Genomic DNA, 26,995 nt, shown 5'->3' with positions numbered 1-26,995 from the left:
CCATCCTACATGCCTGAGTCCATCATATCCATACAACATCTTTCCAAAAGCTTTGGCACTTTCCAAGCGGTGAAGGATGTTAGCTTTCAGGTCTTCAAAGGTGATGTTTTTGGATTTCTAGGACCCAATGGGGCTGGAAAAAGCACGAGCATGCGCTGCATGTTATCCTTAATAAAAGCCGATTCAGGAGATATTCGTTTATTTGATTTGCCTATCAAAAACCATCGTGAAGAAATTTTACGCAGGACGGGCAGCATAGTCGAAAAACCCGATTTTTATAAATACCTAAGCGCTTACCGAAATCTGGATATTTTTGCCCGAATTTCAGGAACCTATTCCAGCAAAAAAGAAATATATGCCATGTTGGATTTTGTGGGATTGAATGGTCGAGAACACGACAAAGTGGGAGGTTTTTCTCATGGTATGAAGCAAAGGTTAGGAATAGCGCAAACGCTATTGCACAATCCCGATTTGATCGTCTTGGATGAACCAACCACCGGATTAGATCCCCAAGGCATCATAGATATCAGAAACTTGATTTTGAGATTAAAAGAAGAACATCAAAAAACCATCTTGCTTTCTTCACATGATTTAAGTGAAATCGAAATGATTGCTAATCGGATGGTCATCATCAACAAAGGAAAATCCATCGTAGAAGGTTCCGTGAAAGAACTCATGTCTACAGAAAACCTCTTCATTCGGTTGGAGGTTGAACCGCAACAAAAAGCATTGGAAGTACTGAAAAATGCTTTTCCTGATATTCCAATACAAGTAAAAGGAGAAAATCAATTAGAATTTCATTTGAATCGAAATCAAGTGCCAAGCATCAGTCAGCTCTTGAATTCACATGAAATTGCCATTTACTCCTTAGAGTCCAAACGCAGTTTGGAAGATTATTTCATTAAAATTGTCCAACAAGATGCTATTTAAAAGCGTATATAATGAATTCATCAAGATTGCTGCCAAACCCAGAAGCTATTTGGGAATAGGGGCAATTACGCTGTTGGTAGGGGTCATTTTATTCGCCTTAAAATCGGATGGATTATCGATTTTATCATTTGTCACATCCTCATTTGAACAAACCTTAAGTTTTGAAGGCAACTTGCTTAATGGAAATCTGATAGCCTTCATCATCTTACAAATGCTTTTGGTTCAAATTCCCTTATTGGTGGCCTTGGTCACCGGCGACTTGATTTCTGGAGAATTTGCCATGGGAACCATCCGTATTGTGATGACGAAACCCATTTCACGGACTACACTCCTACTATCTAAGTTTATTGCTGGAGCTGTTTATACGGCCTGCATCATCATTTGGTTAGGTATTATGGCCCTGATATTTGGAAGAATATTTTTCGGAACAGGTGATTTGATAGTTTTGAATACCGACGGCCTAGTGATTTTACAAGAGCACGATGTCCTATGGAGGTACCTCAGCGGATTTGCGGTGGCATTTTTGGCCTTATTGACAGTCGCATCTTTGTCGATATGTTTGTCTTGTTTTTCAGAAAACTCCATTGGCCCCATTGTGGCAACCATGTCCATTATCATACTTTTCACCATCATTGGTACCTTAGAAGTTTCTGTATTTGACTCCATTCGTCCCTATTTATTTACGACCCACATGGCTTCTTGGAGAAACTTTTTTGAAGAGCCACTACCCAAAACGGAAATCATTAAATCTGTCATTATTTTGGTAGCTCATATTTTGCTCTTCTTAGGCATTTCCATGTATACCTTCAACAAAAAAGACATCAGCGCCTAATGAAAATTCTATTGACCATCTGTCTTTATATCTGTTCGCTTTTCCAAGTCATAGGACAAGATGCGCAAAAAACCATTCAGGCACTTCAACAAAAATGGAGCCTAGTCAAGGATTATTCAGTTGATCTGAATATCAAATCGAATATCCCTTTGATCAAGATTCTTCCTGTCAATGCAACATTGTATTTTAAACAAAAAGATCAATTTCATTTAAAATCAAAGGGCATAGCCATTTTACCTAAAAAAGGTTTTGGAGATTTAGCTCAATTGTTGGCTCATCAAGATCAATTCAACGCCATCAGTACAGGCAAAGAATTGATTAAAAACAAGGAAACGGAAATCATCACTTTGTTACCCAACGGAGAAAGCGAAGATGTTATTTTGGCCAAATTGTGGATAGATAAAAACAATAACTTGGTCTTGAAATCTCAAATCACATCGAGAAGTAATGGAACAGTAAGTACGGATTATGCTTACGGTACAGAGGCCAAATGGGGTTTACCAGAGCAACTTATTTTTACGGTGGATGTCAAAAAATTCAAAGTTCCCAAAGGCGTTGTGGTAGATATCAATAAAACCCAAACAGTAGATACGCAAAAACAAGTAGCTAAAACCGGCGATATCACAGTGAAATTTTCTAATTACAAGATCAATCAAGGAATAGCGTCCTCCATTTTCAAAAATTAAACTCATGATAGCCCATTTAGCCGACATCGAGTCGATGGATAAGTCGTTTCGGACGAACTTGATTAATCATCTAACTGGTGCTAAGGCGGTTCATTTAATGGGAACATACAATGAACAACATCAATCCAATTTGGCCATTTTTAGTAATGTGATCCACATTGGGGCGAATCCTGCCATGATGGGCGTTTTGTTTAGACCTGTTGGTGCTGATAGTCATAGCTATAAAAACATTCAAGCCAATAAGCGATTTACTCTAAATCAAATTCCACTTTCCATGGTCCCGCAGGCTCATCAGACATCTGCTAGATATCCTTGGGGAAAATCTGAATTTGATGCCTGTGGCATAGAAGAAGAGTGCATCCCTGAATTTGATGGACCTTTTGTGAAGAATAGTTTAGTCAAAATTGGATTAACTTGGGAAGAAGAACATTTGATCAAATCAAACCAAACCGTTTTATTAGTCGGCAAAATCCAATATATTTCCATTCAAGATTCCATTCTTCTGCCTGATGGACATATTGATTTGGAGCTAGCCCAAAGTGTAAGTGCAGGAGGATTGGACACTTATTATCAAATAAAAAAATTGGCCCAACTCCCTTATGCCAAGGTTTTGGCAGATGCACCTGATGAACCTAGAAGAAATTCGTGATTACGCACTGAGTTTACCCAATACAGAGGAAAGTCTTCCTTTTGGCCCAGACAACTTGGTGTTCAAGGTCAACAATAAAATGTTTCTGCTACTTTCCTTGGATGAAATCCCAGTGAAATTTAATGTTAAATGTGACCCTGATCGGGCTATTGATCTAAGAGAAGAATTCCCAGATAGTGTGTTACCGGGTTACCACATGAATAAAAAGCATTGGAATACCATTGTAGTCAATGGTCAAATCGCTTTCGCCACATTGAAAGAGATGATTTCGGATTCTTACACCTTGGTTTTGAAAAAATAAACCTTCGCTCCGGCCTAACGCTGGCAAGGTTTGGAACCTTGACAGCGTTGCGCGTCTCAGAGCGAACGATTTAAAAAGTGATTTGTTGTCCAAGATATTGATAACTATCCTAATGCTTTTCGGAGTAATTCAACACTTTTTCGAACACCCGAATAGGCATTTTCTCTGCCTTCAAATTCGATGGAAATATAACCTTGGTAATTTACTTTCTTTAAGATATTGATAATTCGCTTGTAGTCTAATTCCAAAGAATACCATTCGCCTCCTCCATAATAGGTTTTAGCCTGAACGAAACTTGCTTTTGGAGCTATTTTCTCCAATTTGTCATAAGGATCTTCCAAGAAATTTCCAGTATCCATCAATAAACCCAACCAAGGAGAATTAACCGTATCATGGATTCGCAACATTCCCTCAGGCGTTGACCCTAATCCCCAGTGGTTTTCAAGTGCCAACAACACTCCACATTCCTCTGCCTTCGCTAAACATCGTTGAATACCTTCCACACACCACTTATATCCATCATCTTCCGTATAACCTGGCAAAATAGGCTCTATACCCCTATTTTTCATTAAATCATCAAAGGATTTAATGGTATTCCACCGTCCCGTATTTAAACGCAAACAAGGGATACCCATTTTATAGGCCAATTCAATGCAATGAATCGTATGATCTACATGTTTTTTTAATTCCTCTTTATCGGGAGTTACAAATCCCTGATGAATGGATAAACAAGTCAAGGCTATTCCATTTAAAAATGCATGCTTCTTGATTTTTTGCAAATAGGCATTGTCTTCACTTTCCATTTGTCTGTGTAAGACATCAATCCCTTCCAATCCCAAAGCTGCCGCATCATCTATCACCTTTTCAATCGGAAATTTATCGCCCTTAAAATGCCAGTAAGAATAACTGGAAACACTTAACTTAATTTTTGGCTGTAATTTAGGTGCCAAAATTTTATCTTGAATTGAGGGCATGCCCGTGGCTAAGCCTGTCAATAAGGAGGATTGTAAAAAATCTCGTCTTTCCATTTTTATGTTTATAGGTATGATAACCCAATTTAAAATTTTCCTTTGATCAAATGCATGAATTCATTAGAAATTTACGGTCAATGCTGACCTGTAGGCTTCTTTGACAAGAAGCATTCGGTAATAATTTGCCGAAAATTACCTTTTAATATACGTTTCAACAGGCATTTTAGTAAATTTAAACTCTCACCATACTACATGAATCTACTCTATAAAATCCCTTCTTATATTTTTGGACTATCCATCTATCTTTGTTCCCTTATTTCTTTGGGACAAAATAAAAGCACAAATACTTGGCAAATAACTAATTTCACCAAGCAAGATGCGGCGAATCCCATCCTAAAACCTGACTTAAAACAGCAGTTCTTTTGCCCCGTTCAAGGCAAAACAGTTGGCTGGGAAAATAAAAATGTACTCAATCCTACAGCTTTAATAAAAGATGGAAAAGTGCATTTACTTTACAGAGCCCAAGATTCTTTAGGTACTTCCCGCATCGGCTTAGCCATTAGTGATGATGGTATTCATTTCAAAAAAATGCCTCAACCCATTCTTTTCCCAGAACAAGATGCATTTAAAAAATACGAATGGCCGGGAGGAATTGAAGATCCGCGTATTGTTCAAACAGAAGAAGGAAGCTATCTAATTACCTATACTTCTTATGACGGAAAAACAGCCCGTTTATGCTTTGCCACTTCGACTGATTTAATCCATTGGAAAAAAATGGGCCCCATGTTGAAAGATCCTAAATACATTGACCTTTGGTCGAAATCTGGCGCCATCGTTGTCAAACAAGTAGGCTCAAAAATGATTGCCACGAAAATAAATGGCTCCTACTGGATGTACTTTGGTGATACCGATTTATTCATGGCTCAATCCAAAGACCTAATTCAATGGAATGTATTGGAAGATGCTGAAAACAAACAAAGAATATCGGTACTGCAACCTAGAAAAGGCTATTTCGACAGTCGCTTAGTGGAACCTGGCCCCTATGCATTAATGCAAAAATCAGGTATTTTATTGATTTATAATAGCAGTAATGCGGCTAATTTCAATGATACTAAATTACCCAAATTCACCTATAGCGCAGCCCAAGCTTTATTCCATTTAGAAAGGCCATACCAGTTGATTCAGCGCTCTAATAAGCCCTTCATTTGGCCAAATAAAGTGTATGAACAAATAGGAGAAGTGAATGAAGTCTGTTTTGTGGAAGGCCTGGTTCCCTTTAAATCTCGCTGGTTTTTATATTATGGTACCGCTGATTCAAAAATTGCCGTTGCAACTAGTCCCCAAAGATGATGAATCAAAAAATCCCCCTTATTGGCATTCATCATGTGGCTATTATCTGCTCCAATTATGAACTATCCAAACAGTTTTATACGGAAATTTTAGGATTTGAGGAGATCCGAGAAGTATACCGAAAAGAAAGAGATTCGTATAAGCTAGATCTGAGCTTTCAAGGAGTCTATTTCATCGAGTTATTTTCCTTTCCAGAAACTCCTGCTCGTATATCTAGACCTGAGGCATGCGGTTTAAGACATATTGCCTTTGAAGTATCTAATTTGGATGATACGGTGCATATTTTACAACAAAAAGGCCTTATCTGTGAAGATATCCGAATCGATGAATTTACAGGAAAACGCTTTACCTTCACCAGTGACCCTGATCTTTTACCCATTGAATTTTACGAAAGATGAATCGAATAGAGAAGAAACCCATAGCCCATTTAGGCTACGAATTTGTCAATAAAACCTATTTGAAAGAGGGAGAAAGTGAATTCGATCTACGCAATAAAAATATCAATCTTTCCGACTACCGCCCTCTGGCTGCTCGTGAAATTGAAATCTTAGAAGCTAATTTTAACGAAGCAGAAAACTGGAAAGATATCCAGGTGAAACCCGGATTTAACCCGCACCTCATTAAAAATTGTCGGTTTTTTGGCATCATCCGAATTGGTATTTTAGAACATGTCTATCTGGAATTTAAAAACCTGAGAATGCCTGTTGGTATTTATAACAGCACCATCATCAGTAGTGATATTGGCGACAATGTCAGTATTGACCGGGTAAATTTATTGTCCAATTATCAAATTGGAAATGAAGTCATGATTTTGCAAGTTAATGAATTAGCTACTACGCCAACCGCCAAGTTTGGAAATGGTATTGTGAAGGAAGGAGAAGAGGAACGTATCCGAATTTGGTTAGAACTAGGAAATGAAAACGGCGGTAGAAAAGTGATTCCATTTGTGGGCATGCGACCTGCGGATGCCTATTTATGGACCCAAGATCGGGATGATGAAGTGCTTCAAGCACAATATAAAGCATTGACTCAAGCTGAATTTTCTAGTAAAAGGGGCTATTACGGTCAAATTGGAGACCGTACTGTGATTAAAAATACAGGGATCATCAAGGATGTGAACATGGGTTCTGACACCTACATTAAGGGTGCCAATAAATTAAAAAACTTGACCATCATTTCATACCCTGAAGCCAATACTCAAATTGGAGAAGGTTGTGAACTTGTCAATGGAATCATTCACGAGGGTTGCCGGATTTTTTACGGTGTTAAAGCAGTCCGATTTATTTTAGCTGCCCATTCTCAGTTGAAATACGGGGCCCGATTAATTAACTCTTTTTTAGGTAGTAATTCGACCATTTCCTGCTGTGAGGTATTGAATGCACTTATTTTCCCTGCTCATGAACAGCACCATAACAATTCCTTTCTTTGTGCGGCAATCATCAAAGGACAAAGCAATATGGCGGCTGGTGCTACGCTGGGTTCCAACCATAACAGTCGGGGTGCAGATGGGGAATTACAAGCAGGAAGAGGTTTTTGGCCAGGTCTTTCCATTAGCTTAAAGCATAATTCTAAATTTGCAAGTTTCAATCTTATTTCAAAGGGAAATTATCCAGCGGAAATTCAAAACCCATTGCCTTTTTCTTTGATTGGCAACGACGATGCCTCGGGAGGCTTATTAATCATTGCCGCTTATTGGTTCCAGTATAATCTCTATGCTTTAGCAAGGAATGCCTGGAAATTTGCCAACCGCGATCAAAGGATTAACAAAAACATGCTATTGGAATATGATTTCCTAGCGCCAGATACCATCGAAGAAATATTAAAAGCCTTAACCTTATTAGAAACTTGGGTGGGCGATGCTCTTCCAGAAAAGACGCAAGCAGCAGGTAAAAATTGGTTAGAAAACCCAGCCAACGAAAACGTCAATTTAGATGTTTGGGCAACTGGAATTGAAAACTCCAAACGCAAGAGTAAAATTGCCAAAAGTTATCGCGCTTACCATATTTTTAAGGATTTAATCCAGTATCATGCCTTTCAAGAATGGCTCTTAGCACAAGAAAGAAATCCCTCGATATCTGCCATTACGCTCTTAGAGAATGCTTCTAATAAATCAATATCTTCTTGGGAAAATCTTGGTGGACAATTGTTCCCTTCCAAGGCTGTTGATATGTTGAAATCAAATATTCGTTCAGGTAAAATTAATGCCTGGAGCCAAGTACATCAGTTTTACCAAGATCAGGCAGAGCAGTATCCTGACCTTAAATTCCAAAATGCCTTAGCTGCATTACAAATCATTGAAACAGAAAATATAGTTGATTCAGCATTCATTTTGAAATGGAAAAATAAGGCTATCGAAGTATCTGGATTCATTGCTAAGGGCATTGAAAGTTCACGTGCCAAAGATTTCCAAGATCCTTTCCGACAAGCCATGTTCCATAACCAAAAAGAAATGGAAAACGTGATTGGAGATTGGAAAGAGAATGATTTTATCATTCAGGCGCAGAAGACACATGAAGCCTTTGTCCAGAAAATTATACATTCTGGATTATAGATGATGAATTATTCTACATTGTAAAGGTTAATCCCAACGAAAGATTTGAACGGAGCTTGAGCGAAGCGGCAGGCGGATATTTGACCTTGCGCATTGGAAATGTGCGAAAGCGTCAAAGATTTAAGCCGTAAGCGGAGAGAAAATCGATTCTGCGAAGCAGAATTCGTCTTAGGATTAACCTTATTTCTTCTGTTTTTTTTTATTTTTTTTATGAAAAAAAAGAAACACGATGAAAAGTATTATTCCAACATTGTTAATGAAATAAAGAAAAATTTGTCAATACTTGAATACGACCTACCTTTTTCATGCATTGACATATTGATAACACATCAAAAAAAAATAGCCTCAAATGATATTTGAGGCTATTTTCATATTTATTATGCATTTATGGTTTGTTAGAATCCACTGGCAAGCGTTGTTCTCTGTTAGAAATTTCCCAAGCCATGTAGAAAACTAATCGACCTACTTTTTGAATTTGGTCAAATTCAATTTTCTCTACATCATCACCTGGTTGGTGATAATCATCATGAACGCCATTGAAGAAAAATGCCACTGGAATTTTATGCTTGGCGAAGTTGTAATGATCAGAACGATAATAAAAACGATTCGGATCATTAGGGTCATTGTATTTATAATCCAAATCTAAACCAATGTGCTTCTTGTTTTGCTCTTCCAATACCGCACGTAACTGAGATGATAATTTATCTGAGCCAATCTCATAGATATAATCTGGTTTACCCACATGCTCATCATCATAACGACCCACCATATCAATGTTCAAATCACAAACAGTATTTGCCAAAGGAAACAATGGGTGGTTCGAATAATACTCAGAACCTAACAAACCCTTCTCTTCACCTGTAACGGTCATAAACAAGATGCTTCTACGTGGACGATGCCCTTCCGCTGCCGCTTTACCAAAAGCTTCAGCCAATTCCATCACAGTAACCGTACCTGAGCCATCATCATTTGCTCCATTATTGATACGACCATCAGCAGAAATACCAATGTGGTCATAGTGGGCGGTAATCACAATTACCTCCGATTTCTTATCCGTTCCCTCTAAAAATCCCACTACATTGTAGGTGTCAACGGGGCTTTCCGTATTTTCTATTCTCAACTCAATGGTTCCAGCTTTAAATTTACTAGCTACTGATTTTTTTTCAGTTGAAACTTTGGTTTTAAAACCTTCAAGTGCCGCTACATCCGTTCCCAATAATTGAGCGGCCATAGCTGATGAAATCAAAATCACAGGGAATTCGGCATCTTTATTTGGAGTAACTTCTTTGAAAACCATACGCTCGTTACCAAAACGTTTCATCATAGCCTGACGCTGATTTACCTGAGCACTAAATGTTTTCTCATCCTTATCCGTAATGACAATCAAACCTGTAGCACCAGCCGCTTGAGCTAATTTCATTTTTTCTCTCCAGCCTGTTGCCTTACCGAATGGGGAAGGGTCTTTAGATCCAGAAAGTATATAGTTTCCTGCTTGATCTTTGGCTTCACCATCAATAACTACGACCATGGATCCTTTGGCTTTCAACTTATCAAAATCGGTAAAGGCGCCTTGTTGTACACCGTATCCTGCAAAAACAGTTGGAATCTTTGAGCCTGCGGCAACTGGAGCTAAAGCATAGGCCATAAAATCAGATAAATAGCCATAGGATTTCCCTTTGATTTGGGCTGTTACATTTGTCCAAGCACGATTGACTAAATCAACTTTTTGAAAATAACTGCCTTGCACTGGAGCTAATCCAACTGCCTTAAAATGATTGGCGATGTAATTGGCAGCTACTTTTTGTTCTGCTGAACCCGTATTTCTTCCTTTCAAGCTATCAGAAGCAATAAAAGTCAAATGTTTTTTCAAATCTTCAGCCTTAATCGTATAGGCATATGGCACTGGATTTGATTGAGCAAAGAGGCTCAAAGGAATAAGTTTTGCAACTAAAAAAAGTGCTAAAACCGAATAGTAAGTCTTTTTCATTTTGTTGAGGAAAAAATTAAGTTCGCAAGATAAGAATTGAAAAATAAATCCCATAAAAAGTTTAATTTTACAACGTTTTTTCACACAAATTTCGCCTTCATCCTATGATCCCCAATTTCAAATACAGGGAAGATTTTTCATTGCGTCACAACAATTCTAATCCAACTGATATCGCGGCCATGTTAAAAACCATTGGCGTAGATAGTCTGACTACTTTAATTCAACAAACTGTTCCTCAACCTATACGTTTAGCGCAAGGTTTACGACTACCAAATCCCAAAACAGAGTTTGAATTTTTACGTGATTTCAAACAAATTATGGGACAAAATAAAATATTCAAAAGCCATATAGGCTTAGGATATTATGACACCATCGTACCTTCTGTTATTCTACGGAATATCTTAGAAAACCCTTCTTGGTATACTGCTTATACACCTTATCAAGCGGAAATTGCGCAAGGACGTTTAGAGATGTTGTTGAATTACCAAACCATGATCATAGATTTGACTGGAATGGAATTGGCGAATGCCTCTCTATTGGATGAAGGAACTGCTGCTGCAGAAGCTATGACCATGTTACATGGACAAAGACCTGCAGAAAGAAATCAAGCAGAATCGATTTTTGTATCTGAGTTATGCTTACCGCAAACCATTGATGTTCTTAAGACGAGAGCTGAACCTCTCGGAATTAATGTAGTGGTAGGTAATCACTTACAAATTGATGTAACAGATGCGCAATATTATGCCATCGTTTTACAATACCCTGCCAGTAATGGTGAGGTATTTGACTATACCGCACTCATTGAATCCGCTAAAGAAAATGGAATTCAAGTGGTGGTTGCTGCTGATTTATTAGCCCTAACGATACTAACTCCTCCAGGTGAAATGGGAGCCGATGTAGTAGTGGGTAGTTCTCAGCGTTTTGGCGTACCCATGGGATTTGGTGGACCACATGCCGCTTTCTTTGCGACCAAAGAAAAGTACAAAAGAAATATACCGGGCCGCATCATTGGAGTGTCCATCGATTCCGAAGGAAATAGGGCTTTGCGTATGGCGCTTCAAACACGCGAACAACATATTCGTCGAGAAAAAGCAACTTCCAATATTTGTACAGCGCAAGTACTCCTTTCCATCATGGCTGCAGCCTATGCTATTTACCATGGTCCAGAGGAGTTGAAAAATAAAGCCACAAAAATTTACGGTCTAACAGAATTACTTGCTGCGGGTGTACAGAAGTTAGGTTTTACTTTAGAAAACACGCATCATTTTGATACAATTACAATCAATACAGGGGATTTAACCGAAGAAATTAGAGAATTGGCAGAAGCTTCTGAGCGTAATTTCCGCTATTTCAGAAACGACAATAGCAAATTAAGTATTGCTTTGGATGAAACCACGCAAGAAGAAGATGTCGTTGAAATTCTAGGTTTCTTCCAACGCGTTAAAATGGAAGGTATTGGAGGAGAAGAGATGAGCATCACGTGGAGAATTCCTGCAAAATTAACTCGTCAATCTACCTTTTTAAGTCATGATGTTTTTAATCGCTATCATTCCGAACATGGTATGTTGCGTTATTTAAAATCCTTGGAATCCAAAGACTTATCCATGGTGCATTCCATGATTTCATTAGGTTCATGTACCATGAAATTAAATGCTACTACGGAAATGATTCCTGTTACATGGCCTGAACTTGGAAAAATGCATCCATTTGCTCCAGCCAGTCAAACTCGGGGTTATCAACGATTAATCATGGAATTAAATGATTGGTTATGTGAAATCACAGGATTTGCTGCCATGTCCATGCAACCAAACTCAGGAGCTCAAGGTGAATACGCTGGATTAATGGTTATTCGTGCTTACCACGCTTCTCGTGGGGATTCACACCGTAATGTAGCCTTAATCCCCTCTTCAGCTCATGGAACCAATCCTGCATCAGCTGTGATGGCGGGAATGAAAGTGATTGTTACGGGATGTGATGCCAATGGTAATATTGATGTTGAACAATTGAAAGCTAAAGCTATTGAACACAAAGATGATTTAGCTTGCTTGATGGTCACTTATCCAAGTACCCACGGAGTTTTTGAAGAGTCCATCAAAGAAATTTGTGAAATCATCCATGAAAATGGAGGTCAAGTGTACATGGATGGTGCCAATATGAATGCGCAAGTAGGATTAACTTCTCCTGCGACGATTGGTGCGGATGTTTGTCACTTGAATTTACACAAGACATTCTGTATTCCTCACGGTGGTGGTGGACCTGGCATGGGACCTATTGGTGTAGCGAAGCAATTGGTACCGTTTTTACCCGGCCACGTGATGACAGACTCGGTTGAGGCTAGCAGTCATGGTGCTGTTTCTGCTGGTCCTGTGGGTTCCGCAAGTATCTTAGCCATTTCTTATGCCTACATTGCGATGATGGGTGGAGAAGGGTTAACTCGTGCGACTGAAACAGCCATACTAAATGCCAATTACATTAAAGCGCGTTTAGAATCTAAATTCCCTATTCTGTACACCGGTTCACATGGACGTTGTGCCCACGAAATGATTGTGGATTGTAGACCTTTCAAAGCTAGTGTAGGGATAGAAGCAGAGGATATTGCCAAGCGATTAATGGATTATGGTTTCCATGCTCCTACCCTTTCATTTCCAGTAGCTGGAACATTGATGATTGAGCCAACAGAATCAGAGAACAAAGAAGAGTTAGATCGTTTCTGTGATGCCTTGTTGAGTATTCGTGCGGAAATCCAAGAAATTGAAGATGGACAAGCTGATAAGCTCAATAATGTATTGAAAAATGCGCCACATACACAAAGTGTGGTGTTGGTAGGTGAATGGAATCGCCCATACAGCAGAGAAAAAGCCGTTTTCCCATTATCTTATGTGAAAGCAAATAAATTTTGGCCAAGCGTATCTCGCATTGATTCGGCCTACGGTGATCGCAACTTAGTCTGTGCTTGCGAACCGATTACCAGTTATATGGAGCAATAATTTTTTATTTTTTCGTTAACCTCGACAGCGTTTAAAACGCTGTCGAGGTTTAGCGGAAGGGTGGATTTTTTTATCAAAAAAAATTAGTATGCTTGCATAACATTTCGAAATTTAATTAACTTTACGCGCTTTCGTTTTTAATAAAAACATAATTCAAATGAATCGTTCGATCAAAAAAGTTGCCATTTTAGGTTCTGGCATCATGGGTTCCCGAATTGCATGTCATTTTGCCAATATTGGTGTAGATGTATTGCTTCTGGACATTGCGCCAAAAGAACTAACTGCTGAAGAAACAGCCAAAGGCCTGAGTTTGACACATCCACTCGTAAAAAATCGGATTGTCAATTTAGCATTTCAACAAACGTTAAAATCGAAGCCAGCTTCCTTGTACGTGAATGATTTCGCTAAACGAATCAAACTTGGAAACTTTGATGATAACTTACAAGATATCGTTTCGGCAGATTGGATCATGGAAGTTATTGTGGAGAATTTGGACATTAAAAAATCCTTGTTCGAAAAAGTGGATGCTATCCGTACTAAAGGAACTTTGATCAGCTCCAACACTTCAGGAATCCCGATTCATTTGATGGCAGAAGGAAGAAGTGAGGACTTTCAAAAACATTTCTGTGGCACACACTTTTTTAATCCGCCACGCTATTTACGATTATTAGAAATTATTCCTACTCCACACACCTCCCCCGATGTCATTCAATTCTTATTGGGATTTGGTCAAACTAATCTAGGAAAAACTACTGTACTATGTAAAGACACCCCAGCATTTATTGCCAACCGGATTGGAGTTTATTCCATGATGCAAACAATGAAAGTGGTGGAAGAATTAGGTCTTAGCGTGGAGCAGGTTGATAAACTTACTTCTAAAGTGGTAGGGCGTCCAAAATCAGGAACATTCCGTTTATCGGACGTAGTAGGTTTGGACACAACGGTTCATGTAGCAAATAATTTATACAAAGCCGTAGCGAATGATGAAAGCAAAGATATTTTTATCTTACCCAAGATGCTCCAGAAATTGATGGAGAACAAATGGTTGGGAGATAAGACGGGACAAGGTTTTTATAAAAAAATAAAAAATGCTCAAGGTAAAACAGAAATTTTGAGCCTTGATTTGCAAACATTTGAATATAGAGCTGCTCAAAAAGTATCCTTCGAAACATTAGATCGCTCCAAAGCCATTGACGCTTTACCTAAGCGTTTTGAAATACTTCTTTCTGGCAAAGATTTGGCTGGTGAATTTTACAGAAGAACCATTTTAGATGGCTTCCGTTATGCATCCAATCGAATCCCAGAAATTGCAGATGATTTGGTAAAAATAGATCAAGCCATTTGTGCAGGATTTGGTTGGGAGATGGGCATTTTTGAAACTTGGGATGCACTTGGGGTACAAAAAGGCCTAGACATGATGCACGAAAATGGCATGGAGGCAGCGGATTGGGTCTTAGAAATGGTAAAAAATGGGTTCACCACTTTCTATAAAAATGAAGGAGGAAAACGTTTATACTATGACCTTAGCTCAAAAAATTACCGAGCTATTGAGGGAATAGAAAACCAAATTTTCCTAAGCAGCTTAAAGCCCGATAAGATTGTATATCAAAACGACGATGCTACCATTGTTGATTTAGGTGATGAAATCATATGCCTAGAATTTCATTCGAAAATGAATACCATGGGTCAAGGTGTTTTGGAGGGAATTCAAAAGGCCATCGATCTAGCTGAGAAAAACTACCGTGGATTGGTGATTGGGAACGAAGGTGTTGAAGCTTTTTCTGCTGGGGCTAATTTGGGTATGTTATTCATGTTTGCAGCTAATCAAGAATTTGATGAGGTCAACAACATGATTGCGGTATTCCAAAACACCATGATGCGCGTACGTTATTCATCCATTCCAGTGGTGGTGGCTCCTCATACTTTAGCATTAGGAGGTGGTTGTGAAATCAGCTTACATGCAGATAAATTAGTGGCACATGCAGAAACTTACATGGGCTTAGTGGAAGTTGGTGTAGGTTTAATTCCTGCAGGTGGTGGAACCAAAGAAATGGCCATGCGCATGGGAGATGCTCGTCAAGCTGGAGATGTTGAATTAAATCGACTGCAACAGGCCTTTATGAATATCGCAACAGCAAAGGTTAGTACTTCCGCTTATGAGGCAAAAGAAATGAATTACATACGTCCTTTTGATCGTATCGTTTTGAACCGTAGTCAACTCATTGCCGAAGCCAAAAAAGAAGCTTTAGCTTTAGCAGATGCAGGATATGTTCAAAAACAACAACGTTCGGATGTTTGGGTAGAAGGAAAACAAGGCTTAGCACTTTTCAAAGCAGGAATATTCAGCATGAAAATGGGAAATTATATTTCTGAACACGATTCATTAATTGCCAACAAATTAGCTTATGCCATTTGCGGCGGTGATTTGGATAGTCCTCAATTGGTGACAGAGCAATATTTATTAGATCTAGAAAGAGAAGCATTCTTGTCACTTTCAGGAGAGAAGAAAACATTAGAACGTATCAGTAGTCTATTAAACGGTGGAAAACCACCAAGAAATTAATCCATTCAAAATCAATTGATTATGAACGCATATATCATTGCTGGTTACAGAACAGCTGTAGCCAAAGCCAATAGAGGAGGTTTTCGTACCGTTCGCCCTGATACATTAGCTGCTGAAGTTATAAAGCATCTTGTAGCTCAGATTCCGAACTTAGACCCTAGTCGGGTAGATGACCTTATTGTAGGAAATGCTATACCTGAGGCAGAACAAGGAATGCAAATGGCGAGATACATATCTCTTTTGTCATTGCCTAAAAATGTACCAGGATTTATCATCAATCGCTATTGTGGTTCTGGCCTAGAGGCGATTGCGCTAGCTTCAGCAAAAGTGAGTTCAGGCATGGCCGACTGTGTCATTGCTGGAGGAACAGAATCCATGACTATGTTACCTATGTTAGGTCATAAAACGGTTTTGAATTATGACCTTGCTTCGGAACATCCCGATTATTACATTGGTATGGGATTAACGGCTGAGGCGGTAAGTAAAAAATATGAAGTTACGCGGGAAGAGCAAGACAACTTTGCGTATCAATCGCACATTAAGGCCTTAGCAGCTATCAAAGATGGCAGGTTCGCTTCGGAAATTGTTCCAATCAGTGTAACAGAAAATTATTTCGATGCCAAAGAAGGAAAGAAAAAGACGCGTACTTCCATTGTCAGTCAAGATGAAGGACCAAGAGCAGATACAACATTAGAAGCATTAGCAAAATTGAAACCGGTTTTTGCGATGGGTGGAACAGTAACCGCTGGAAATGCTTCTCAGACATCCGATGGAGCGGCATTTGTTATGGTCGTTTCTGAAAAATTCCTCAAAGAATTAAATGTACAGCCAATAGCCCGAATGGTCAGCTATGCCACGGCAGGTGTAGAACCAAGCTTGATGGGAATTGGCCCAGTAGAATCAATTCCTATTGCCTTAAAAAAGGCAGGATTAGTTTTAGACAATATTGACCAAATTGAACTTAATGAAGCCTTTGCTGCGCAATCATTAGCTGTTATCAAAACCCTAGGAATAGATCCTAGTCGTGTGAATGTTAATGGTGGTGCAATTGCCTTAGGTCACCCACTAGGATGTTCTGGCGCTAAATTATCCATTCAGTTATTCAATGAAATGCGACGTAGAAATCAAAAATACGGGATGGTCACTGCCTGTGTTGGTGGTGGACAAGGAGTCGCAGGGATTTATGAATTATTATAAATTCAATTAACTGATTAAGAATATCAAGTTTTAGGTTCCATTTTAGCAATTAAAATGGAACCTTTGTTTTATAAAATGAGATTTGAGATTTAACATTAAGGTTTAGCATTTAGATCTTGCATTAAAGTTTGGCACTTAGATTTGACAACTTTTTAAAAGTTGTCAAATCTGAGCAGAATAACCAAATTCAAACCATCCGAATAGAACCAAATTCAATTCAAACTAATTAATACCAAGCAAAGACCACAAGTAAGTACAATCAAATCCAGTTCCAATTAACAACAACCACATTTCTCCATGACCAGCCAACAATTCATTGATTTAGAAGAAAAATACGGCGCTCACAACTACCACCCACTTCCTGTTGTTTTAGAAAAAGGTCAAGGTTCTTTGGTTTGGGATGTGGATGGAAATGAATACCTTGATTTCCTTTCTGCTTATAGTGCTGTCAACCAAGGTCATTGCCATCCGAGATTATTGGATGCCATGATGAAACAAGCACAACAATTAACCTTAAGTTCAAGAGCTTTTCATAATAACCAACTAGGCTTAGCTGAAAAAAAGCTTGCTGATTTATTTGGATACGACAAAGTCTTATTCATGAATACAGGTGTTGAAGCCGGAGAGTCTGCCATCAAACTAACCCGTAAATGGGGTTATGAAGTAAAAGGAATACCTAGTAATCAAGCTCAAATCATTGTAGCAGAAGGGAATTTTTGGGGTAGAACCCTAGCCGCTATCTCAGCATCCAATGATCCACAAAGCTATACCAACTTTGGGCCATTTTTACCTGGATTCATCAAAATTCCTTACAATGATTTATCTGCGTTGGAATCTGCTCTAAAAAACCCCAATGTAGCAGGTTTTATGGTCGAACCCATTCAAGGTGAGGCAGGCGTCATTTTACCGGATGATGGCTATTTAGAAAAGGCCTTTGACCTTTGTCAAGCTGCCCATGTTTTATTCATTGCTGACGAAATTCAAACTGGTTTAGGTAGAACTGGCGCTTGGCTAGCATGTGATCATGAAAATGTAAAACCCGATATATTACTTCTCGGAAAAGCTCTTTCCGGTGGATTCATGCCTGTTTCGGCCGTGCTTTGTCGAGATGAAATTATGCTAACGCTAAAACCAGGAGAGCACGGTTCTACCTTTGGAGGGAATCCCCTTGCCTGTGCAATTGCTTCCGAGGCCATTGATATCCTAGAAGATGAGCATTTAGTCCAAAATGCCCAAATAAGAGGCCTTCAATTGATGAGCTTTTTACAGGAATTATCCCAAAAATGTCCACTCATTCGAGACGTACGAGGAAAAGGTCTACTTTGTGCCATTGAAATCAATACGGATGAGGAAAGCCCAATCGCTTGGGAAATCTGTTTATCCATGATGCGATCCGGCTTATTGGCAAAACCCACTCATGGAAATAAAATCCGTCTAGCTCCTCCTCTTTGTATTAGCGAATTGGACATAAAAAAAGCCTGCCACATTATTGAGCAGACTTTCACAAACTGGAAATCGTAATATTTATTTGATTTCAAAGCAACGCATAGAAATCCCTCCATAAACCAATTCATCATAGGTAAAATGGACATCTTCTCCTTTTCTAGCTAAAGCCAAGGAATATAACATCGGTATATAATGGTCTGGTGTTGGAACTGATTCCATCCCACCCGGTGCTCCTTCGTAATTTATTAAGGCTTTCAAATCCTTATCTTGGATTTTTTGACTTGACCAAGCATCAAATTCCTGTGCCCAATCATAGCCAAAAGCTTCACGTCCATTTCCCAAATTGGCCATACTTGCTCTTAAGTTATGAACGATATTCCCACTACCTAATATCAAAACACCCCTTTCTCGCAAAAACTGTAATTCTTGTGCTAAACTGACATGGTATTCCAAAGGCTGTCCATAATCTATAGAAACCTCAAAACAAGGAAGTTCCGCATTAGGGAATAAATGACATAAAACAGTCCATGCCCCATGATCTAAGCCCCACTCAGTTGTTGCATGAATCTTTCCACTGTGAGTAGCCAACAAGTTAGCCTCTTCCGAATCTCCTACAGCAGGATAAGGAAAAGTGTGCAATGCTGGAGGAAATCCCCCAAAATCATAAATGATTTTAGGCTTTGCACTAGCTTGTACAAAAGTCCCTCGGGTTAACCAATGGGCAGAAATAATTAAGACCGCTTTGGGAGTATTTTGCTCCAAAACGGTCTTTCCTAATTGATTTAAATGTTGCGTAAAAGGATTATCAGCCAATGCATTCATTGGACTACCATGACCTACAAACCAGACAGGCTGTATGTGATTGGTTTTTTCCAAAGAAAATAATTCCTTAGGCAGTATAGTCATCTTATCGATTCATCGATACCAAGAACTCCTCATTCGTTCTGGTACCTTTCATTTGTTGTTGCAAGAATTCCATAGCCTCCACCGAATTCATATCCGACATATGCTTGCGCAAAATCCAAACTCGCTGTAATACCGCTGGATCCATTAATAAGTCTTCACGACGGGTACCCGATGCCGTAACATCAATAGAAGGATAAATACGACGGTTAGACAATTTACGATCTAACTGTAATTCCATATTACCCGTTCCTTTAAATTCTTCAAAAATCACCTCATCCATTTTTGATCCAGTCTCAATTAATGCGGTAGCTATGATGGTTAAAGAACCTCCATTCTCCACATTACGAGCCGCACCAAAGAAACGCTTCGGTTTATGTAAAGCATTGGCATCCACACCACCTGATAAAATCTTACCAGAAGAAGGTACCACGGTATTGTACGCTCTGGCTAAACGAGTGATTGAATCCAATAAAATAACCACATCATGGCCACATTCTACCATACGTTTTGCTTTTTCCAAAACAATGCTAGCTACTTTCACGTGACGCTCCGCTTGCTCATCAAAAGTAGAAGATATTACCTCGGCACGTACGGAACGTTGCATATCCGTTACCTCTTCAGGGCGCTCATCAATCAATAAAATGATCAAATAAACTTCCGGATGGTTACGAGAAATGGCATTGGCAATATCCTTTAATAAGACTGTCTTACCGGTCTTTGGTTGTGCCACAATCATACCACGCTGCCCTTTACCAATTGGGGCAAATAAATCCAAAATACGTGTAGAATAATTATCTGCCGAAGTAGACAAATTCAACTTTTCTTCTGGAAATAAAGGGGTCAAATATTCAAAGTTGATGCGATCACGAATTTCATCCGTGGTCTTACCATTAACTGTTTCAATCTTTAATAAAGCAAAATATTTTTCTCCCTCTTTAGGTGGACGAATACTCCCTTTAATGGTATCTCCTGTTTTCAAACCAAACATTTTGATTTGTGAAGGTGATACATAAATATCATCTGGAGAAGCTAAGTAATTGTAGTCAGAAGAACGCATAAATCCGTATCCCCCCTCTTGCATGATTTCTAAAACTCCCTCATTTTCAATCAAACCATCCAATTCCTTGATAACTTGATTGTAATTCGAACGTTTGAAATGTGGCTGTGGAGTAACAGGCGCCTCCTCTTTAGGCAATTTCTTTAAATCTTCTGGACTTCCTTGTGCCGAACGAGCCTCAGCCCCATTTTCTTCACCAGTAACAAATGAAGTATCTACCAAAAATTCATCCGCAGGAATGATGGCATCGTATTCAATGGGTTCTTCTACTTGTGTGGCAACAGGTGTTGTAGTTTGTTCTGGTTGTGTATTGACAACAGGTGCAGCATCATCTAGTTGAAAACTAGGTGTTGAAGCATCTTGATCTTCTCCAGTTTTTTTAATTCTTTGCCTTTTCGGGCGCTCAGTAGCAGGTAAATCTTCTTGTACTTTTTTTACTCTCCTGATCGGTTTCTCTTCCATAAAATGGGAAATGATGAATCTTAAATGAATAACAGTCCCGATTCCTTTTCAAAAGGATTTTGTGATATGCCTAAAAGCAGATTATCTACAAAATTTTGAAACAAACAATAGATGGAATGGAATCTGGAATATTGAATAGAGCGCTTACGATATTGAAGCGCAGTGCAATACTACGTCACATCGCTGAATTTGTCAAGCCTTTTCTAAGTTTTTTACACGTTTAATCAATATTTTGGACAAAATTGGGGGATATCTTTAGTATTTACCCGCTAGGGCTCATTATTTTTGTACTTTTATTGCCTGAATATCATGAGCAACATCCAACAATATTTATTGGATCAATTAGAAATCCGTCGCGAAAATGGCCTTTTACGCAGCCTTCAACACGTGGATCATTTCATCGATTTTTGCTCAAACGATTACCTCGGTCTCGCCAAAAATCAAGATCTAAATCAATTGATTATCAAAGATTTTGAAAATTTCTTAGCTCAAAATAATGGACAAATTCCCATCAATGGAGCAAGCGGTTCTCGACTAATATCTGGCAATAATTCACTCATCGAAAAATTTGAGAATGACTGTGCTCAAATGCACCAAGCGGAAGCCGCTCTTCTCTTTGGGTCTGGGTTTGAAGCCAATCTAGGCTTACTCTCTTCCATCAGCCAAGAAGATCATGTGGTATTTTGTGATCAACTTCTACATGCCAGCATCATCGATGGTATTCGTTTAGGGAAAGGTAAAAAAGTCATATTTAAACACAACGACTGTAAGGAATTAGCCCTTGAATTGGCTAAATACCCAAATCAAACCAAATGGGTGGTGGTAGAATCCATTTATTCTATGGATGGTGATCAAGCTCCGCTTCAACAAATAGTTGAACTAAAACAAAATTACGATTTCGAATTAATCATTGATGAAGCCCATTCAGGTGGAGTATATGGGCATAAAGGTGCTGGATTAGTCCAGGAACTAGGCCTTGTCGATCAAGTTTTCGCTCGTGTGATAACTTTTGGTAAGGCTTGGGGAAATGCTGGTGCCGTGGTTTTAGGTTCTCAAGCTTTAAGGGAATACCTCATTAATTTTGCACGCTCCTTCATATATTCCACAGCCCCTAGCCCAGCTCATGTTTCTGCTTTAATTACAAGCATGCACTTCATCCAACAACAGGATGAACTTCGGGAGAAACTACAAAAAAACATCGCCTTTTTTCAAAAACATTGTTCACATCCTCATTGGGGAAAAAGTCAAAGTGCCATTCAATCGTTCATCGTTCCAGGCAATCAAGAAGTCAGGCGGATAGCCAAAATAGCACAAGAAAAAAGCTTCGGATTAAAACCAATTGTATATCCAACTGTTCCTAAGGGTGAAGAACGCATTCGGATTACCTTAAGTGCCCTTACACAAGAACAGGACATGCTTGATTTAATTCAATTATTAGAATCAAATATATGAGTCAGACTATCATCGTAGCTGGAATTGGAACAGAAATCGGAAAAACTGTTGTTTCCGCTATCTTAACGAAAGCCCTCAAGGCCGATTATTGGAAACCTATTCAATCTGGAGATTTGGACCAAGGAGATGCCTATTGGATTCAGCAATGGGTAAAACACCCCAAATTAACGATTTGGCCTTCTACCTACCGACTAAGCCAACCTCTGTCTCCTCATACTGCCGCAGAATTGGATGGAATTACCATTGAATTAAACCAATTCCAAAAACCCGAAAGCTCAAATTCATTGGTGATTGAATTAGCTGGAGGTTTAATGGTCCCTATCAACGATCAACAAACCAACATCGACTTAATAAAATCCTTCAATGCTCCTGTTATTTTAGTCAGCAAAAATTATTTGGGAAGCATCAACCATACTTTATTGAGTTTTGAATTGCTAAAACAAAAAGACATACCTGTTTTAGGTATTGTATTTAATGGTCCAGAAAATACATCTGGAGAAAAATTTATTCTCAATTACACGCAATTGCCTTTACTTTTACGCGTCAATGAAGAGCAATCCATCAATGAAGCTGCTATAGATCATTATGCCCAACAAGTCCATTTATAATTCATACGTTCAAAGGGATGCAGCCGTCATTTGGCACCCATTCACTCAACACCAAATAGAACCCTTTTCCATTCCCATTACTAGAGGAGAAGGATGCTGGTTGTATGGAGAAAATGAAGAAAAATACTTGGATGCAATCAGTTCATGGTGGGTAAACATCCATGGACATGGGCATCCCTACATGGCCCAAAAGATTTACGAACAAGCTCTTAAAATAGAACAAGTAATTTTTGCTGGATTCACCCATGAACCAGCCATTACTTTGTCGGAAAGACTCCTAGGACATTTGCCGAAGCATTTCCAAAAAGTATTTTTCTCCGATAATGGAAGTACGGCCGTGGAAGTAGGTATCAAAATGGCACTGCAATTTTTCCACAATCAAGGAAATACCAAAAAAAGAAAAATCCTAGCTTTACAAGACGCTTACCACGGAGATACCTTCGGTGCTATGAGTTTGGGAGCTCCCAGCTCTTTCAATGCTCCCTTCCAAGACATGCTTTTCGAAGTGGAATTCATTACCCAACCGAATAACCCAGAAGCCTGTATTGAGGATATGAAATCCAAATTAGCCTCAGCTCCTGATGAATATGCCGCCTTTATTTTTGAACCTTTGGTTCAAGGTGCCGGTGGAATGCTGATGTATGAGCCTAGCACTCTAGATACATTAATCCAACTAGCCCATCAGCATGGTTTATTATGCATAGCCGATGAAATCATGACGGGTTTTGGCAGGACGGGAAAATGGTTTGCCATGGATTATTTGCAAGAAAAACCAGATATCGTTTGTCTATCAAAAGGCCTTACAGGAGGCATGATGGCCATGGGAGTAACCTGTTGCTCTAATGAATTATTTGATAGCTTTTTGTCCAACGACCGCAAAAAGACCTTGTTTCACTCCCACTCATTCACGGCCAATCCACTGGCATGTGCTGCGGCTAATGCAAGTTTGGACTTAATGGAAAAAGAAGAAACTTGGGTCAATATTGAACGAATCATGCTCGCGCATAAACATTGGGCTGATTCACAGCGCAATCATCCAATTTTACACAATATTCGGCAACAGGGAACCATCCTAGCCTTGGATTTACAGGTTGGAGAAGCCACTGGCTACATGCACCCGCTCCGTGATATTGCCTACCAATATTTCATAAAAAAAGGGATCTTATTAAGACCCCTAGGAAATACACTATATATTTTGGCTCCTTATTGCATAAAAAATGAGGAATTAAATCTCATTTATCAAGCTTTGGAAGCATTCGCAGAAGAACTGCGAATTACTTATTAATCTTCAAGGATTGCCAAGAAAGCATTTGCCAACGGCCATTTTCAAAGATAAAAATATCGGTAAATTTCAAACGGTTGACAGGTAAAAAGGCTCCATCCTTTTTATTAGTTACATTAACTATACCCGTATTGATACCAATATTTCCATACACACGTTGCGTGAATTCTTCTGGTTCAATGATCGCATAAATGGTTTTTTGAGAAACGATGGATTCAATGTAAGAAGCTTTTGTATCTTGGGTTCCCGAGGAATGAATATAGACCAAGTCTTTATGCAATACTTTGTCTAATCCTGCACCATCTTGGGCTACCATAATTTTAAATCGATTCAATTCCGCCTCTCTCAAAGAGTTCACATCAGCTTTCTGTGCCATAAGGTAAAAGGTCGTGCAAAAGCACGCGAATGTTAATAATAGGTTTTTCATAATTCGTGTTTTAAACATAAAAACAATATTCAGCATTTTCTTACTCAAAATCAAAATCTAAAATCAAATCTGCAGCTTTTTCAGCAATGGCCATGACAGCAGCATTGGTATTACCAGCTACTAATTCCGGCATCACCGATGCATCCGCTACTCGAAGTCCCTTCAAACCACGTACGCGCATATTCGATGAATCAACCACCGCGTCTTGATCATTTCCCATTTTACAGGTTCCCACCGGATGATAGACACATTCCAACGCCTTCTGAATATGTGCCAAAATAAATTCCTCCGACCAATCCGATCCAATTGGATAATTAACTTGATCCTGTAAACGTAAGGGTGCAAAGGCCTGGGATAACATGATATCTTTGGCCATTTTAACTCCTCTCACCAAAGTGGCTAAATCCTCTCCTCCCTTATCAGTCAAAAACTGTGGGTCAATCAATGGTGCATCCCATGGATTAGACGAACGTAAGCCGACATATCCCCTACTTTTAGGTTTCAACAAAGTGGGCAACACCGTAAATCCATCCGACAATGGCAGATTATTTTTATCATACAAATCATAAGCCCAAGCAGAGGAAAAATGAAATTGCAAATCAGGTCTTGGAGATTGATGTACAGAATCAAAAAAAGCGCAGGCTTCTAATGGACTAGATGACAATGGACCTTGATGACTCATCAAATAAGTAGCAAAATTCTTCAAATTCAATGCCATATTATAGGATTCACCTTGTGTATTGGCTCGAGTATTCATATTAATAAACACATGATCCGAAAGGTTTTGACCCACTTGGGCTACATGATGTCGACAGGCTATGCCAAAAGATTTTAAGTAAGCTTCATCTCCTATGCCCGACAAAAGCATGATTTGTGGACTTTGAAAAGATCCAGCTGACAAAATAACATCTCTACTGGCTCGGTATTCTGTCAAATTCTTTCCTCCCCGATAATAGCCCTGAACTCCAACTACAGTTTCTCCTTGAATTAGCAAAGAGGCTACATGAAATTGACTGATGATTTTTAAATTAGGTCTTTTCAATGCGGGTTCTATGAAGCCTTTAGCAGCTGAACTTCGCACACCATCTTGGATATTGAATTGAAAATAACCCGCCCCGACCTGCTTTTCTCCATTAAAATCCATATTTTCAGGAATACCCACCTCTTGACAAGCCTCCACAAATGCCTTACCAAAAGGACTAATATGTACCGCATTACTGACAGTTACGGGTCCATCTTGACCATGGTATTCATTCTTAAAAAATGTATTTCTTTCTGATTTTTTAAAGTAAGGCAATAAGTCCTTGTAAGACCAACCTGCACATCCTCCTGCCGCCCAATCATCAAAATCAGCCGCATTGCCACGGATATAAGCCATGCAATTGATGGCGCTACTTCCTCCAATGGTTTTTCCTCTTGGTTGGTAAATTTTTCTCCCCCCTAGCATGGCTTGAGGTTCCGTGTAAAAATTCCAATCCAAATGACTCTTTTGCAGCAAGGAATAAGCAGAAGGCATTTCCACTCGAGGATCACGGTTATTAATCCCTGCCTCTACTAATAAAACCGTATTATTGGGATTGGCAGATAGGCGATTGGCTAAAACACAACCTGCTGTTCCTGCACCCACAATGATGTAGTCAAAACTAGACATATTTAAATAGGTCGATTGGTATTATTTTCCTGAATTTCAATAATTTTACGCAAAAACCACGCAATAATGACCTATTTTAATACCTATTTAACTCTTGGACTTCAGCATATATTAAATATTCAAGCTTTAGATCACTTACTCTTCATCCTATCTCTTACCTGCATTTATCGATTTTCCGACAGTAAAAACCTCTTCTTTCTTATCACAGCTTTTACTTTAGGCCATTCCTTGACGCTGGCTTTAGCTACCTTAGGTTGGATTCATGTTTCCATGCATTGGATTGAATTCTTGATTCCTTGTACCATCTTACTTTCTGCCATCGGAAATTTCAGTTTCAAAGATTCTGGACTTAAAAGACAAGAGAATTCTGTTTTAAAATACGTGTTGGTGGGTATTTTTGGATTAATACATGGCTTAGGCTTTTCCAATTACTTACAAAGCCTATTAGGAAAAGAAAGCTCCATCGTTGGCCCCTTATTTGCCTTTAATATAGGCTTAGAAATAGGTCAAATCGTAGTAGTTATCAGTATTTTAATCATTTCAAGTTTGTTAATTCGACTTAGCAAAATCAAAATGTCTTCATGGGTGCTCGTCATTTCAGGAATCGTTATAGGCTTAGTTATTCCGATGATTTTGGAAAGATGGTAAAAAAAATGCCTCCCAAAAGAGAGGCATTTCATTTGAATTAAAAGATATATCG

22 protein-coding genes are annotated in these 26,995 nt (G+C 39.0%); 16 read left to right on the top strand and 6 right to left on the bottom strand.

Features of this window, described 5'->3' with window-relative positions; translation table 11 throughout:
* The first annotated feature begins 9 nt into the window (after positions 1-9).
* Genes G9H60_RS06060 through G9H60_RS06040 form a run of 5 tightly spaced genes read left to right on the top strand, consistent with a single transcriptional unit; the run spans position 10 to position 3,398 of the window.
* Positions 10-930: an ABC transporter ATP-binding protein gene (locus tag G9H60_RS06060; protein ID WP_223143189.1), complete on the top strand. Its 921-nt coding sequence runs from the start codon at positions 10-12 to the stop codon at positions 928-930.
* The gene (locus tag G9H60_RS06055; protein ID WP_223143188.1) at positions 920-1,762 is read left to right on the top strand and encodes an ABC transporter permease; all 843 of its coding nucleotides are present in this window, start codon (positions 920-922) and stop codon (positions 1,760-1,762) included. The genes G9H60_RS06060 and G9H60_RS06055 overlap by 11 nt, the downstream gene beginning before the upstream one ends.
* Positions 1,762-2,448 carry an outer membrane lipoprotein-sorting protein gene (locus G9H60_RS06050; protein ID WP_223143187.1) on the top strand — a complete coding sequence of 229 codons (687 nt, stop codon included), beginning with the start codon at positions 1,762-1,764 and terminating at the stop codon, positions 2,446-2,448. Before G9H60_RS06055 ends, G9H60_RS06050 begins: the two co-directional genes overlap by 1 nt.
* Positions 2,449-2,452: 4 nt before the next feature.
* A complete protein-coding gene (locus G9H60_RS06045) occupies positions 2,453-3,097 on the top strand; it encodes a flavin reductase family protein (RefSeq protein WP_223143186.1) in 645 nt (214 codons plus the stop codon).
* The gene (locus G9H60_RS06040) at positions 3,075-3,398 is read left to right on the top strand and encodes an MmcQ/YjbR family DNA-binding protein (protein WP_223143185.1); all 324 of its coding nucleotides are present in this window, start codon (positions 3,075-3,077) and stop codon (positions 3,396-3,398) included. Before G9H60_RS06045 ends, G9H60_RS06040 begins: the two co-directional genes overlap by 23 nt.
* Positions 3,399-3,502: 104 nt before the next feature.
* Here the strand turns inward: G9H60_RS06040 and G9H60_RS06035 are convergent, their stop codons facing one another.
* A complete protein-coding gene (locus G9H60_RS06035; RefSeq protein ID WP_223143184.1) occupies positions 3,503-4,426 on the bottom strand; it encodes a sugar phosphate isomerase/epimerase family protein in 924 nt (307 codons plus the stop codon).
* Between the two features lie 195 nt (positions 4,427-4,621).
* On the opposite strand from G9H60_RS06035, the gene G9H60_RS06030 reads away from it, so the two are divergent.
* The 3 genes from G9H60_RS06030 to G9H60_RS06020 are packed head-to-tail and all read left to right on the top strand — an operon-like array spanning position 4,622 to position 8,270.
* Positions 4,622-5,719 (top strand): glycoside hydrolase family 130 protein, encoded by a 1,098-nt coding sequence (locus G9H60_RS06030; RefSeq protein ID WP_223143183.1) that lies wholly within the window; start codon positions 4,622-4,624, stop codon positions 5,717-5,719.
* On the top strand, positions 5,716-6,117 hold the full coding sequence (gloA2, locus tag G9H60_RS06025) for an SMU1112c/YaeR family gloxylase I-like metalloprotein (RefSeq protein WP_262899963.1): 402 nt from the start codon (positions 5,716-5,718) through the stop codon (positions 6,115-6,117). Before G9H60_RS06030 ends, gloA2 begins: the two co-directional genes overlap by 4 nt.
* Positions 6,114-8,270 (top strand): DUF4954 family protein, encoded by a 2,157-nt coding sequence (locus G9H60_RS06020; RefSeq protein WP_223143182.1) that lies wholly within the window; start codon positions 6,114-6,116, stop codon positions 8,268-8,270. The genes gloA2 and G9H60_RS06020 overlap by 4 nt, the downstream gene beginning before the upstream one ends.
* Positions 8,271-8,655: 385 nt before the next feature.
* On the opposite strand, the gene G9H60_RS06015 is transcribed toward G9H60_RS06020, so the two are convergent.
* A complete protein-coding gene (locus G9H60_RS06015; RefSeq protein ID WP_223143181.1) occupies positions 8,656-10,257 on the bottom strand; it encodes a M28 family peptidase in 1,602 nt (533 codons plus the stop codon).
* Positions 10,258-10,361: 104 nt separating this feature from the next.
* On the opposite strand from G9H60_RS06015, the gene gcvP reads away from it, so the two are divergent.
* From gcvP to rocD, 4 genes are all read left to right on the top strand, one after another.
* Entirely contained in the window at positions 10,362-13,244 is a 2,883-nt protein-coding gene (gene gcvP / locus G9H60_RS06010; protein ID WP_223143180.1) for an aminomethyl-transferring glycine dehydrogenase, read from the top strand.
* Positions 13,245-13,401: 157 nt separating this feature from the next.
* Positions 13,402-15,807, top strand: a complete 2,406-nt coding sequence (locus G9H60_RS06005; protein ID WP_223143179.1) for a 3-hydroxyacyl-CoA dehydrogenase/enoyl-CoA hydratase family protein — start codon at positions 13,402-13,404, stop codon at positions 15,805-15,807.
* 21 nt (positions 15,808-15,828) lie between these two features.
* Positions 15,829-17,004, top strand: coding sequence for an acetyl-CoA C-acyltransferase (locus tag G9H60_RS06000; protein WP_223143178.1), 1,176 nt, complete (start codon positions 15,829-15,831; stop codon positions 17,002-17,004).
* 297 nt (positions 17,005-17,301) lie between these two features.
* The gene (rocD, locus tag G9H60_RS05995) at positions 17,302-18,525 is read left to right on the top strand and encodes an ornithine--oxo-acid transaminase (protein ID WP_223143177.1); all 1,224 of its coding nucleotides are present in this window, start codon (positions 17,302-17,304) and stop codon (positions 18,523-18,525) included.
* A gap of 3 nt (positions 18,526-18,528) precedes the next feature.
* Here rocD and G9H60_RS05990 read toward each other — a convergent pair whose 3' ends face one another.
* Positions 18,529-19,356: a dioxygenase family protein gene (locus tag G9H60_RS05990; protein ID WP_223143176.1), complete on the bottom strand. Its 828-nt coding sequence runs from the start codon at positions 19,354-19,356 to the stop codon at positions 18,529-18,531.
* A gap of 1 nt (position 19,357) precedes the next feature.
* On the bottom strand, positions 19,358-20,875 hold the full coding sequence (gene rho / locus G9H60_RS05985) for a transcription termination factor Rho (RefSeq protein ID WP_262899962.1): 1,518 nt from the start codon (positions 20,873-20,875) through the stop codon (positions 19,358-19,360).
* Between the two features lie 309 nt (positions 20,876-21,184).
* Here rho and G9H60_RS05980 point away from each other — a divergent pair, with 309 nt between their 5' ends.
* The 3 genes from G9H60_RS05980 to bioA are packed head-to-tail and all read left to right on the top strand — an operon-like array spanning position 21,185 to position 24,220.
* Positions 21,185-22,327 (top strand): aminotransferase class I/II-fold pyridoxal phosphate-dependent enzyme, encoded by a 1,143-nt coding sequence (locus tag G9H60_RS05980; RefSeq protein ID WP_223143175.1) that lies wholly within the window; start codon positions 21,185-21,187, stop codon positions 22,325-22,327.
* A complete protein-coding gene (bioD, locus tag G9H60_RS05975) occupies positions 22,324-22,935 on the top strand; it encodes a dethiobiotin synthase (RefSeq protein WP_223143174.1) in 612 nt (203 codons plus the stop codon). The genes G9H60_RS05980 and bioD overlap by 4 nt, the downstream gene beginning before the upstream one ends.
* Positions 22,913-24,220 (top strand): adenosylmethionine--8-amino-7-oxononanoate transaminase, encoded by a 1,308-nt coding sequence (bioA, locus tag G9H60_RS05970; protein ID WP_223143173.1) that lies wholly within the window; start codon positions 22,913-22,915, stop codon positions 24,218-24,220. Before bioD ends, bioA begins: the two co-directional genes overlap by 23 nt.
* Here bioA and G9H60_RS05965 read toward each other — a convergent pair.
* Positions 24,210-24,593 carry a nuclear transport factor 2 family protein gene (locus G9H60_RS05965; protein WP_223143172.1) on the bottom strand — a complete coding sequence of 128 codons (384 nt, stop codon included), beginning with the start codon at positions 24,591-24,593 and terminating at the stop codon, positions 24,210-24,212. The two genes, bioA and G9H60_RS05965, sit on opposite strands and share 11 nt — an antisense overlap.
* 91 nt (positions 24,594-24,684) lie before the next feature.
* A complete protein-coding gene (locus G9H60_RS05960; RefSeq protein WP_223143171.1) occupies positions 24,685-26,295 on the bottom strand; it encodes a GMC family oxidoreductase in 1,611 nt (536 codons plus the stop codon).
* A 66-nt stretch (positions 26,296-26,361) separates the two neighbouring features.
* Between G9H60_RS05960 and G9H60_RS05955 the strand changes: the two genes are divergently transcribed.
* The gene (locus G9H60_RS05955; RefSeq protein ID WP_223143170.1) at positions 26,362-26,943 is read left to right on the top strand and encodes a HupE/UreJ family protein; all 582 of its coding nucleotides are present in this window, start codon (positions 26,362-26,364) and stop codon (positions 26,941-26,943) included.
* Positions 26,944-26,995: the final 52 nt, after the last annotated feature.

Source organism: Aquirufa aurantiipilula (assembly GCF_019923745.1).
GTDB lineage: Bacteria > Bacteroidota > Bacteroidia > Cytophagales > Spirosomataceae > Aquirufa > Aquirufa aurantiipilula.
Note: the sequence above shows the minus strand (reverse complement) of the source record. Positions and strands in the feature narration are given on the sequence as shown.